Raw genomic sequence first — 11221 nt, forward strand, 5'->3', positions numbered from 1 at the left:
CGCGCCCGGAAGGGGCCGGGGCGCGCAGGGTATGGGTCAGCGGACGGGCCTGCCGTCGGCGTCGAAGCGGTAGAGGTGATCGGCACGCGGGGCGATGGAGACCCTGGAGCCGACCGCGATGTCGGCCTTGCCGGGGCGGCGGACGATGATGGGCTCGTCGCTGCCGATCTCGACAAAGAGGAAGTGGTCGGAGCCAAGGTCCTCGACATGCAGCACCTCGCCCGACCAGGGGCCGTTCGGCACAACGTCGATATGTTCGGACCGGACGCCCAGTGTGGTGCAGCCCTCGGCCTCGGCGAATTTCCCGGTCAGGAAGTTCATCTTCGGGCTGCCGATGAAGCCCGCGACGAAGAGCGAGTTCGGGTTTTCGTACAGCTCTGCCGGGGTGCCTGCCTGTTCCAGCCGCCCGTCGCGCAGGACGGCGATGCGGTCGGCCAAGGTCATCGCCTCGACCTGGTCGTGGGTCACATAGATCATCGTGACGTTGGACATGGAGTGGTGGAGTTTCGCGATTTCCAGCCGGGTCTGCACCCGCAGGGCGGCGTCGAGGTTCGACAGCGGCTCGTCGAACAGGAACACCCTCGGGTCGCGGACGATGGCCCGGCCGATGGCCACGCGCTGGCGCTGGCCACCGGACAGCTGCTTTGGTAGGCGGTCGAGGAGGTGGTCGATCTGGAGGAGCTTGGCGGCGCTTTCGACCCGCTTCCTGATCTCGGCGTCGCTCGTCCTGTCCAGCTTCATCCCGAAGGCCATGTTGTCATAGACCTTCATGTGCGGATAAAGCGCGTAGCTTTGGAACACCATGGCGATCCCGCGTTTCGACGGGATCAGGTTGTTCACCCTTTCGCCGTCGAACAGCATGTCGCCGGTGGTGATCTCCTCCAGCCCCGAGATCAGACGCAGCAGCGTGGACTTGCCGCAGCCCGAAGGCCCGACGAAGACCATGAATTCGCCCTTCTCGATGGTCAGGTCGATGCCCTTGATGACCTGGACGGCGCCATAGGACTTGGTGACGTTCTTCAGTTCGATCTTTGCCATGATGTCAGCCCTTCACGCCGCCCGCGGTCAGACCCGCGACGATCTTGCGTTGGAAAATGAGGACGAGGATGATGAGCGGCACGGTCACGATGACGCTTGCCGCCATGATCGGACCCCAGGGAATTTCCTGCTGGCTTGCGCCGGAGAGAAGCCCGATCGCAACCGGCACCGTCCGGGTCGTCTCGGACGAAGTGAAGGTCAGGGCGAACAGGAACTCGTTCCAGGCGCCGATGAAGGCCAGAAGGCCGGTCGTCACCAGCGCGGGCCAGAGCAGCGGCAGGAACACCTTGGTGATGATGACCCAGGGCGTGGCGCCATCGACGATGGCGGCCTCTTCGATTTCCACGGGCAGATCGCGCATGAAGGTGGTCAGCACCCAGACCGTGAAGGGCAGGGTGAAGATCACATAGGACATGATCATCGCCCAGGGCGTGTTGAAGATGCCGAGGAAGCGGACAAGCTCGAACAGGCCCGCCAGCACGGCGATCTGGGGAAACATCGACACGGCGAGGATCATCATCAGCAGAAGGCCGCGCCCCCGGAACCGCACCCTTGCCAGCGCGTAGGACGCGGTGACGGCGAGGAACAGGGCAAAGACCACGGTGGTCGTGGCGATGAAGACCGAGTTCCAGACCGAGCGCACGAAGTTGCGCCCGCCCAGCACGGTTTCGTAGTTCGCCCAGGAAAACGCCTTGGGCCAGTAGTTGACCTTGAACAGCTCGGTTCCCGTCGCGAAGGAGGTGACGATCGCGTAGTAGAACGGAAAGACCGAGAAGACGAAGATCACCACGACCAGCGCGTAGAAGGCGATGGTGGACAAGAGTTTCTGCGCGGTCATCTCTGGCCCTCCCCGGAAAGATCGACCTTGCCCAGCCAGATGTAGAGGCTGACGAAGACGGCGATGATGGCGAAGAGCAGCGTCGATTGCGCCGCGCCATAGGCGAACTTGTCGAAGTCGATCATGTTCTCGCGGCTGATGACCGACATGGTCTTGGTGGCGGCCGAATTGGGCGTCAGCACATAGACCAGGTCGAAGATGCGCAGGGCGTCGAGCATCCGGAAGATGATCGCAACGGCCAGCGCGGGGCGGATCAGCGGCAGGGTGATCCTGAAGAACACCTTGACCGGGTTGATGCCGTCCAGTTTCGCGGCCTCGTAGATGTCGCGCGGCACCATCTGGAGACCGGCAAGGATCAGCAGCGCCATGAAGGGCGTGGTCTTCCAGATGTCGACCATCAGCACGGCATACATCGCGGTGTCGGTCGAGGCGGTCCATGCGATCTTCTGGCTGATGAGCCCGAGGTTCAGCAGGATGTCATTGATGATCCCGAACTGGTCATTCAGCATCCAGGCCCACATCTTGGCCGACACGATGGTCGGGATCGCCCAGGGGATCAGGATGGCGGCGCGCACCAGGCCGCGGCCCTTGAACTCGGCGTTCAGGACCAGGGCGACGATGAGGCCCAGCACGGTTTCAAAGAACACCGAGACGACAGCAAAGCGCACCGTGTTCCAGACCGCATTCCACCAGGCCGGATCGACCAGCGTCCCGCGGTAGATGACGCGCCCCGACTCCAGCACGCGGATCGACAGGTAGTTGTCGAAGCCGATGAACTCGCCGCCGTAAAGGTCGGACAGAAGCGTGTTGGTCAGCGAAAACCAGATCGTGCGCAACAGCGGCCAGGCGGCCACGAAGAACAGCGCAGCCAGCATGGGCGCCAGGAACCAGAAGGCCGCGCGTTGCCGTTGCTGCGAGAGGCTGAGCCCCCCGTCATTGCTTGCCATGATACCCTCCCCTTGTCCGGGTCCCCCCTCGGGCCCGGTTGGATGTGACGGGCGGCCCCTGTCTGCCAGAAGCCGCCCGCCATGGGGTCAGTCAGGTCCGGGAGGACTTACCAGCCCGACCCCTTGATGTCATTCAGTTCGACTTCGAGAAGCTCCAGGTTCTCGGCTGCGGAACCTCTGCCCGACAGCGTGTCGTGCACGGCCGACCAGAACTTGGCCGAAACCTCGTTGTATTTGCCCTTGGTGGGCGCCGAGGGCCGCGGCACGGCGTTCAGGAACACCTCTTTCCACTGCGGGATGATCGGCTGGGCAGCGGCGATGTCGGGATCTTCATACAGCGCCATGATGGTCGGCAGGTTCGATTCCGCGATGGCACGCTGCTTCTGCGCTTCGGGACCGGCGAGGTAGAGCGCCAGGCTGATCGCCGCTTCCTGCTTGGTCGAATATTTCGACACCGCCACGTTCCAGCCGCCCAGCGTCGCCGCCGACGGGTCGCCTTCCTTGCCGACCGGCAGGGTGGTCACGGCGAACTTGCCCTTGACGGCCGAATCGTCGCCATTGCCCAGGCCATAGGCATAGGGCCAGTTGCGCATGAAGACCGCGTTGCCGGTCTGCCAGACGCCGCGGGCTTCCTCTTCCTGGTAGGCCAGAACGCCATCGGGGCTGATCGTGCCGACCCAGGACTTCGCCTGTTCCAGCGCGGCCACGGCGTTCGGGTTGTTGATCGAGATCGTGCCATCGGGCTCCACGATCTGGCCGCCGCCATGCGACTTGACCCATTCCAGCGCGTCGCAGGTCAGGCCCTCATAGGCGTTGCCCTGCCAGACGAAGCCCCAGATGTCCTTGTTGCCTTCGGCGCGCTCGGCGTCCTGGATGAACTTGGCCGTCTCGGTCAGCTCGGCCCAGGTCTTGGGCGGCTGCTTGCCGTATTTCTCCAGAAGATCGGTGCGGTAATAGAGGGCAGGCGCGTCGGTGAAGATCGGCAGGGCCACGAGCTTGCCGTTCACGGTCTGCGATTCGATGATCGAGGGGAAGTGCTGCGGCGCCAGGTCCTTGGCCGCCTCGGTCAGGTCGACGAAGTGGTCGGCCAGCTGCGGTGCCCAGATCACGTCGGTCTGGTAGAGGTCGATGTCGGTGGCCCCTGCGGCCAGCCACAGGCGATACTGGCCGAACTGGTCGGTGGTCGAGGCCGGCATCGGCACCAGCGTCACGGTGTTGCCGGTGGCCTCTTCCCACGGCTTGACGAGCGTCTTGAAGTTCTCGACCGCATTGCCGACGGCGCCGGAGACATAGAAGAGCTCTTCCGCCATGACGGGGGCGCCGAACACGGCAAGCATGGCCGCAGTGGCGGTCGCGCGCAGGGCGCGGCCTTTCATGATGGTCATTGGTTTTCCTCCCTGGAGCCGCCGAGATGGCCGGCCTTCTTCGCTGCAAAACGCCCGGCAACTTCCGAAACGTTTCGGAAAACATAGTGTCCAAAGCGCTTTCAGTCAACGATTCGCTGTGCTCTGGAAGGGTGCTATGCTGGGGCCACGGAATTGCGCTCGATGAAACTGTAGCTGCCGATGCGTTGCAGGCTGGCGAGCGGCTTGCCGGCGATGGCGCCGGCAAGGCAATCGGCCAGGGGCTCCCAGCTGTCGCGCAGAGGGGCCCTGGTCACGGTCAGGGCCGGAAAGAAGGCCGAGGCGCGCAGGGCCGGCAGTTCATCGTCATGCGCCACGACCGAGACATCGCCGGGCACCGAAAGCCCAAGCGCGGCGAGCGCCTGATAGGCGCCGCGGGCAAGGCGCACATTGCCGCAGACGATGGCCGTGGGGCGCGGCGCGGCGCCCGTGAACAGCCGGATGGTGCCGGTCAGGCCCTGCGCCTCGTCCATGTCGCCGTTGAGGTGCAACTCGGGGATGTGGGGCACCCCGGCGGTCCTGAGCGCGCGGACGAAACCCGCCTCGCGCCGGGTGACGTAGCTGCGCCCGGCGACCCCGTTCAGGAAAGCGATCCGCCGATGGCCGCGCGCCAGAAGATATGCGGCTAGATCATGGGCAAGCTGTTCATTTTCAATGTCGAAATAGGGGTAATCGATGGTTTCTCCGCTGCGTCCATGCACCACGAAGGCAACGCCGGCACGGCGCAGGAAGTCGATCCTGGGGTCGCGGTCCAGCGGGTCGATCAGGACGAAGCCGTCCAGCAGGGCGGTGCCGATCAGCTTCTGGTAGACCGGCAGCGGGGATTCCTGTTCCGCCATGATGTGCAGCACGAACTGCATGCCCCTGCCGGAGAACTGCGCCGACAGGCCCGCGACCACCTCGATGAAGATGCCGTCCTGACCGATGTTGCGGTGCTGCGGCACCACGAGGCCGACAATGCCCGACCGGCCCGAGACCAGTTTGCGGGCCGAGACATTCGGGTGGTAATTCATCGCCCGCGCCGTCGCCTTGACGCGCAGGCGCGTCTCCTCGCTGACGTCGGAATGGTCATTCAGCGCCCGGCTGACCTGGGTGATCGACAGATCCAGGCTGCGGGCAATGTCCTTCAGCGTTGCCATGGTCCGTGCCTTGTTCCTCAAACCCCTTTGGCTGTCATCCGAAACATTTCGGAAGCGAAATGCAACGGTTTTCGTGCGGTGCGACGGCCTACGGTGCCGCGGCGAAGGCGGCGGGACGCAGGATGGAGCCGGTCAGCCGGGGCGTCCTTGCACGGCGGAGCTGACGTCGGTGCTGCCGGAAGAAGCAGAGGCTCCGGCAGCGATCCTCTCCCGGTTGAGCGGGTGCAAAGCGCCGTTGACAGCCCCACCCGAAGCGGGAGTAAGCTTCCGCTGCCCGGGCCGCTGCCTGCTTCTGTCAAGGTCCTGTTACATGGGCATTGCAAGGAGAGGTCAGCGCGCCCGCGTGAACGATAAAGATCCGGGGACAGACCGCGCCTTTGGACCATAGCAACCTGGGAGACCCAACCGTGACACCTGCAAATTCCACCCTCAACCGTCGTCGCTTCCTGAAGGGCTCTGCCGCCGGGGCGGGCATCCTTGCCGCGCCGGCCATCATCTCGTCGAAGGCGCTGGCCTCGTCGGGCGAAGTCAACTTCGTGGGCTGGGCGGGCTATCCCGTCCTGTCCGAGAAGGTGTTCCCCGCCTTCACCGCCGCGACCGGCATCAAGGTCAACTTCAAGGAAATGCCCGACCAGGACACGATGTTCGCCGAGGCCAAGGTCGCGCTTCAGGCGGGGGGCATCGACGTGATCGAGCCGACCATCGACCGTTGGGGCGGCTGGAACGCGAACGGGCTGCTGCAACCCTTCGACGAATCGAAGCTGGCGATGGACAACTACCTGCCGGGACTGGCCGACGGTTCGGCGGGCGAGCGGTCGCGCAAGGACGGCCAGCTGTTCTATGTCCCGTCCAACTGGGGCACCGAGGCGCTGGTGGTGAACACGGCCACGGCCAAGCTGTCCAGCCCGCCGTCGCTGGGCGACCTGTTCAACCCGGAAAACCCCGCGGTGCTGCGCCCGCATTCCACGCTGGCCGCCATGGGCCGCTGGCTGGAAGCGCAGGGCAAGCTGCCGCGTCCGTGGATGGACGGCTACACCGACATGGCCGCAATGGCCGAGCTGTGGGACATCGCGCTGGCCGAAGCCATCAAGGCGAAGGGCAATGTCGTGCAGTGGTGGTCGGGCGAGAACGAGGCCAATGCCGGCTTCACCGCCAACGGCGCCGCGATCGGCCTGTGCTGGGATTCGACCGGCTTCAACCTGCGCAACGACGGCTATGCCTACATCGCGCCGGTGGAAGGCGCCTTCGCCTGGCACCAGGGCTTCGTGCTGATGAAGAACGCGGTCAACGTGGAACAGGCGCATGAGTTCGTGAAGTTCGTCTCCACGCCCGAAGGCTCGGCCATGTGGGCGACCGCCTTCTCGTCGAACCCGGTCGGCAAGGGGTCCAGCGAATTCCTGTCGCCCGAGGTCTCGGCCTACTACGCGGGCACGTTCAACGACGAGGCTCTGGCGAAGCTGTGGTGGTGGCCCGAGCAGACCGCCGAATTCATCGCCAAGCGGTCGGAATACGCCGACAAGTACAAGGCGGCCTGAGGGAATCCTTTGCGACCACATCACGCCGGGCCCGCAGCGGGTCCGGCGTGACTGTTTGGCAGGCGATGTCATCTGAACCGGCCCATCGGACCGGCCAATGTGCGATGAGCACGGACAAAGTGCATTGCCTTGGCCACGGGGCCTGCTAGCCTGCACCGAAAAAGAAAAGACGCCTTCAGGGGGACGACAAGGGCCATGAGCGCCGGAATTGATCTAGAGAATGTCTGCTGCGATTTCGGCACCTTCCGCGCGGTGGACAATGCCAATGTCTCGATCCGCCCGGGCGAGTTCTTTTCCTTCCTCGGCCCCTCGGGCTGCGGCAAGACCACGATCCTGCGGATGGTGTCGGGCTTCATCGAGCCGACGCAGGGCACGATCCGGATCGGCGGGAAGGATGTGAAGGGCACCCGGCCCAACCAGCGTCCGACCGCGCTGATCTTCCAGAACCTCGCGCTGTTCCCGCTGATGCCGATCTGGGAGAACATCGCCTTCGGGCTGGAGGTGCGGGGGGTGGACAAGGCCACCCGCCGCCGCCGCGCCGAGGAACTGCTGAAGCTGGTGGACCTGCCCGATGCCGCCGACAAGATGGTCAGCCAGCTGTCGGGCGGGCAGAAGCAGCGGGTGGCGATCGCCCGCGCGCTGGCGGTGGAGCCGTCGGTCATGCTGCTGGACGAGCCGCTGAGCGCGCTGGACCTGAAGCTGCGCCAGCACATGCGGGCCGAGCTGCGCGCGATCCAGAAGCGGACGGGCGTGACCTTCATCTACATCACCCACGACCAGGGCGAGGCGCTGGCGATGAGCGACCGGGTCGGCGTGATGAGCCAGGGCCGCATCCAGCAAATCGCCGACCCGCGCGAGATCTACAACAATCCGGTGAACGGCTTCGTGGCCTCTTTCGTGGGCGAGAACAACATCTTCCAGGGCGAGATCCAGAATCCCTCCGGGGGCATGGCGCGCTATGTCACGCCGCATGGCACCTTCCGCGCCCGGCTGGGCGATCTGGGCGGCATGCCCGGCAAGCTCTATGTGCGGCCGGAACACACGCTCATCAGCGCCACGCCCGCGGAGGAGAACAGCATCCCCGTGACGGTGGGGGACGTGTCCTTCGAGGGCAGCTTCATCGCGATCCACGCCACCAGCGACACGGGCGCGCACCTGACCGCCGAGATCCGCAACGACGGCTCGGCGACCGTGCCCGAGCGCGGCGCGAAGCTCTACATGTCCTTCGCCCCCGAGCGCGCCGCGATCCTGCCCGACGCGAACGTGCGAGGCTGAGGCGATGGAGAACCTGATCCGCCGCTATGGCAGGGGGCTGACCGGCATCTTCGTGCTGCTGGTCGGATTCTGGCTTCTGATGCTGGTGATCCTGCCGAACTTCGCCATGTTCGAGCAGAGTTTCCGGCCCTATCTGCCGGTGACCGAGATCGGCGGCCCGCGCGATGTCTATTCGCTGAACAATTATGCCAAGTTCTTCGACGCGCCGGTGGAATGGAGCCTGTTCGGCATCACCCTGATGGTGCCGGTGCATGTGCTGTCCTTCCTGCAGACGATCTTCTACTCGGCGCTGTGCACGGTCATTGCGCTGATCCTGTCCTATCCGCTGGCCTTCTACCTGGCCAAGATCGCCTCGCCCCAGTCGCTGCCGACGCTGCTGCTGCTGCTTTTCATCCCGCTCTGGGTGTCCGAGGCGCTGCGGGCCTTTGCCTGGTATGTGATCCTGACCTTCAACGGGCCGCTGAACCAGTTGCTGATGTGGCTGGGCCTGATCGACCAGGCGATCCGCTGGCAACAGGGCGTGCTGACCAATTTCGACGCGATCGTGATCGTGATGGTCTATTGCTACGTCCTGTTCATGCTGTTGCCGATCTACACCTCGATCCAGTCGCTGGACACGAACCAGATCGAGGCGGCCGAGGATCTGGGCGCGCCCTGGTGGCGCACGCATCTGCGGGTGGTGATCCCGCATGCCAAGCCCGGCATCGCCTCGGGCTGCGTGATGGTCTTCATGCTGTCGGCAGGGTCGCTTCTGGTGCCGACGGTGGTGGGTTCGACGCGGGCGAACTGGTTCCCGCAGACGATCTACACCTGGTTCAACGACAGTCAGGACTGGCAGACCGGCGCGGCCTATTCGATGATCTTCCTGCTGCTCTGCATCGTCTTCGTCATCCTGATGCTGCGGCTCTTCCGCGTCAGCCTGTCGGACATCGCGAAATGACCCCTTCCCGCCGCTTCCTTGCGCATTTCTACATGGCGCTGTTCGTCATCTACCTGATGCTGCCCCTGGTGGTCATGGCCGGGGCGGCGTTCAACGACAGCAAGCTGCCCACCATCGTGCCCTGGAAGGGCTTCACGCTGGACTGGTTCAGCGCGCTGTTCGCCGACGGGCGGATGTGGCGGGCCTTCCTGAACTCGATCCTGGTCGCGCTGGCGGTCGTGGCGCTGGCGGTGCCCATCGGCACGGCGGCGGCGATCGTCATCAACGCGATCTCGGGGAAATGGCGGGCCACGCTTTACGGCTTCATGGTGGCGCCGGTCCTGGCGCCGGGGCTGGTGATCGGCATTTCGACCGTGCTGTTCTGGAACAGTCTGGGGAACACGGTCGGCAGCGACTTCATCCTGTTCAGACCCGGCCTGCACCTGTCCACGCTGGGGCAGGTCAGCTTCATCTCGGCCTATGTGATGCTGCTGGTGCTGGCGCGGCTGCAAAGCTTCGATCCGGGGCTGGAGGAGGCGGCGCTGGATCTGGGCGCCAGCCACGCGCAGGTGCTGCGGCGCATCCTTCTGCCGCATCTCTACCCGGCGATGGGCGCGTCGGCGGCGGTGGCTTTCTTCCAGAGCCTGGAGAACTTCAACGTCACCCTGTTCACGCGCGGGGGGGCCGACACGCTGACGGTCTATGTCTTTTCCAAGGTCCGGGCCGGGATCACGCCGACGATCAACGCGCTGGCGTTCCTGCTGATCTGCGTGACACTGGTGCTGGCCCTGGTCTACGAGATGAAGCGTCGCCGCAAGGCCCGGATCGAGGCCGAGCGCGCGGCCGAGGCGCGCCGCGCCGAAGCGGCGATGCTCTGACGGACCGCTCGTCGTCGACTGCGTCGCTCCTCGCTGCGTCGCTCTGCGAGGAGGCGACAGACGTCGCACGACGAGCCCCGGCGTGACGCGGGCCGCATGGCCGACCGGGCCTGATCTTCCACGGCCATTCCGGTGCGGCCATTCCGGCCGGTCACAGACCGCCAAGCAGCGTCGCGCAAAGCGGAGAGTCCGGATCCGACAGGCCCTCGATCACGTCGAAATGGTGCCGTCCGGGCTCGACGGTCCAGGGACAGCCCCAGGCCTCGGCCAGGACCCGCGCCTGCCAGAGGAAGGCCGGACGTTCCGCGCCCCCCACCCAGACATGCGCGCTGACCCCGTCGCGCAGGGCGTGCCGGGCCGGGCTTTCGGCCGCGATCTCGGCCGCGTCCAGTTTCAGGGTTGCGTTCATCGCGGTTGCGGTCAGCGGCCCGAGTTCGGCCAGAGGCGAGATCGGCACCACCCGTGCCACCGGCACCGGGATGTCGGCACAGCCCATCCGCGCCGCAAGATGCCCGCCGGCCGAGTGCCCGGTCACCACCACCGGCCCGGAGACGCGGGTGCCGACGAACCAGGCGGCGCGGGCGATCTCGGCGGTGATCTCGGCGATTCGCGCGGCCGGGGCCAGCGTGTAGCCGGGCATGGCCACCGCATAGCCCCGTGCCAGCGGACCGGCCGCAAGATGGGACCAGTGGGACTTCGAGAAGAGATGCCAGTAGCCGCCGTGCACGAAGATCACGACGCCTTTCGGCGCGCCTTCGGGCAGGAAGAGATCCAGCCGCTCGCGCGGGGCGGAACCGTAGGCCAGATCAAGCTCGGCCCGCCGCCCCATCGCCTGCCGGAACCCGGCTGCCGTTTCGGTCCAGCGCGGCGGATAATCGGCCGCTCGGGGGATGAAGGCCCCGTTGGCATAGTCGCGGTCGGGGTCGGGCCAGCGGTAGGGCGGCAGGGTCACGGGCAAGGCTCCGGTCAGGGTCGGCCGACTGTGCGTCAGCCCGAGGCCGGGCTTCAAGGGGGTTCTGGCGGAGTGTCGGCCGGGCAGGGGGTTGTCATTCTGCTGTTACAAATCCGTCGCACATGCTTCACCATGCCAGTCTAGACGGAAGCTGGCGCAGAGCCTCTGGCGACGGCATGGAGCGGGCCATGGACGACATTCGAACGGCTGCACTGGCAAGCGACACCGCCACTGCGAAGATCTCGGCGCGCGGGGTGCAGGTGCATTACGGCACGACGCATGCCTTGAAGGATGTCG

General features: G+C 65.6%; 10 protein-coding genes. 4 read left to right on the top strand and 6 right to left on the bottom strand.

The window, feature by feature from the left end; translation table 11 throughout:
• Positions 1-36: 36 nt before the first annotated feature.
• The 5 genes from G8O29_RS10400 to G8O29_RS10420 form a co-directional block, all read right to left on the bottom strand.
• A complete protein-coding gene (locus tag G8O29_RS10400; RefSeq protein WP_166403167.1) occupies positions 37-1038 on the bottom strand; it encodes an ABC transporter ATP-binding protein in 1002 nt (333 codons plus the stop codon).
• Between the two features lie 4 nt (positions 1039-1042).
• Positions 1043-1876, bottom strand: a complete 834-nt coding sequence (locus tag G8O29_RS10405) for a carbohydrate ABC transporter permease (RefSeq protein ID WP_166403168.1) — start codon at positions 1874-1876, stop codon at positions 1043-1045.
• Positions 1873-2823 carry a carbohydrate ABC transporter permease gene (locus tag G8O29_RS10410; RefSeq protein WP_166403169.1) on the bottom strand — a complete coding sequence of 317 codons (951 nt, stop codon included), beginning with the start codon at positions 2821-2823 and terminating at the stop codon, positions 1873-1875. The genes G8O29_RS10405 and G8O29_RS10410 overlap by 4 nt, the downstream gene beginning before the upstream one ends.
• A 107-nt stretch (positions 2824-2930) precedes the next feature.
• A complete protein-coding gene (locus G8O29_RS10415) occupies positions 2931-4208 on the bottom strand; it encodes an ABC transporter substrate-binding protein (RefSeq protein ID WP_207623758.1) in 1278 nt (425 codons plus the stop codon).
• A gap of 134 nt (positions 4209-4342) precedes the next feature.
• A complete protein-coding gene (locus G8O29_RS10420) occupies positions 4343-5365 on the bottom strand; it encodes a substrate-binding domain-containing protein (protein ID WP_166403170.1) in 1023 nt (340 codons plus the stop codon).
• 407 nt (positions 5366-5772) lie between these two features.
• Here G8O29_RS10420 and G8O29_RS10425 point away from each other — a divergent pair, with 407 nt between their 5' ends.
• From G8O29_RS10425 to G8O29_RS10440, 4 genes are all read left to right on the top strand, one after another.
• The gene (locus G8O29_RS10425) at positions 5773-6900 is read left to right on the top strand and encodes an extracellular solute-binding protein (protein ID WP_166403171.1); all 1128 of its coding nucleotides are present in this window, start codon (positions 5773-5775) and stop codon (positions 6898-6900) included.
• A gap of 195 nt (positions 6901-7095) precedes the next feature.
• Positions 7096-8175, top strand: coding sequence for an ABC transporter ATP-binding protein (locus G8O29_RS10430; protein WP_166403172.1), 1080 nt, complete (start codon positions 7096-7098; stop codon positions 8173-8175).
• Between the two features lie 4 nt (positions 8176-8179).
• Positions 8180-9115 (top strand): ABC transporter permease, encoded by a 936-nt coding sequence (locus tag G8O29_RS10435; protein ID WP_166403173.1) that lies wholly within the window; start codon positions 8180-8182, stop codon positions 9113-9115.
• Positions 9112-9972, top strand: a complete 861-nt coding sequence (locus G8O29_RS10440) for an ABC transporter permease (protein WP_166403174.1) — start codon at positions 9112-9114, stop codon at positions 9970-9972. Before G8O29_RS10435 ends, G8O29_RS10440 begins: the two co-directional genes overlap by 4 nt.
• 151 nt (positions 9973-10123) lie before the next feature.
• Here G8O29_RS10440 and G8O29_RS10445 read toward each other — a convergent pair whose 3' ends face one another.
• Positions 10124-10924 (bottom strand): hormone-sensitive lipase, encoded by an 801-nt coding sequence (locus G8O29_RS10445; RefSeq protein WP_367890160.1) that lies wholly within the window; start codon positions 10922-10924, stop codon positions 10124-10126.
• Positions 10925-11221 lie beyond the last annotated feature (297 nt).

The sequence above is a fragment of the Rhodobacter calidifons genome, from assembly GCF_011174775.1.
Taxonomy (GTDB): Bacteria; Pseudomonadota; Alphaproteobacteria; order Rhodobacterales; family Rhodobacteraceae; genus Tabrizicola; species Tabrizicola calidifons.

Bases quoted from the DNA above. Each gene is read 5' to 3' on its own strand.
- G8O29_RS10405 (WP_166403168.1), bottom strand. From the start codon at position 1,876: ATGACCGCGCAGAAACTCTTGTCCACCATCGCCTTCTACGCGCTGGTC.
- G8O29_RS10435 (WP_166403173.1), top strand. From the start codon at position 8,180: ATGGAGAACCTGATCCGCCGCTATGGCAGGGGGCTGACCGGCATCTTC.
- G8O29_RS10410 (WP_166403169.1), bottom strand. From the start codon at position 2,823: ATGGCAAGCAATGACGGGGGGCTCAGCCTCTCGCAGCAACGGCAACGC.
- G8O29_RS10430 (WP_166403172.1), top strand. From the start codon at position 7,096: ATGAGCGCCGGAATTGATCTAGAGAATGTCTGCTGCGATTTCGGCACC.
- G8O29_RS10415 (WP_207623758.1), bottom strand. From the start codon at position 4,208: ATGACCATCATGAAAGGCCGCGCCCTGCGCGCGACCGCCACTGCGGCC.
- G8O29_RS10400 (WP_166403167.1), bottom strand. From the start codon at position 1,038: ATGGCAAAGATCGAACTGAAGAACGTCACCAAGTCCTATGGCGCCGTC.
- G8O29_RS10440 (WP_166403174.1), top strand. From the start codon at position 9,112: ATGACCCCTTCCCGCCGCTTCCTTGCGCATTTCTACATGGCGCTGTTC.
- G8O29_RS10420 (WP_166403170.1), bottom strand. From the start codon at position 5,365: ATGGCAACGCTGAAGGACATTGCCCGCAGCCTGGATCTGTCGATCACC.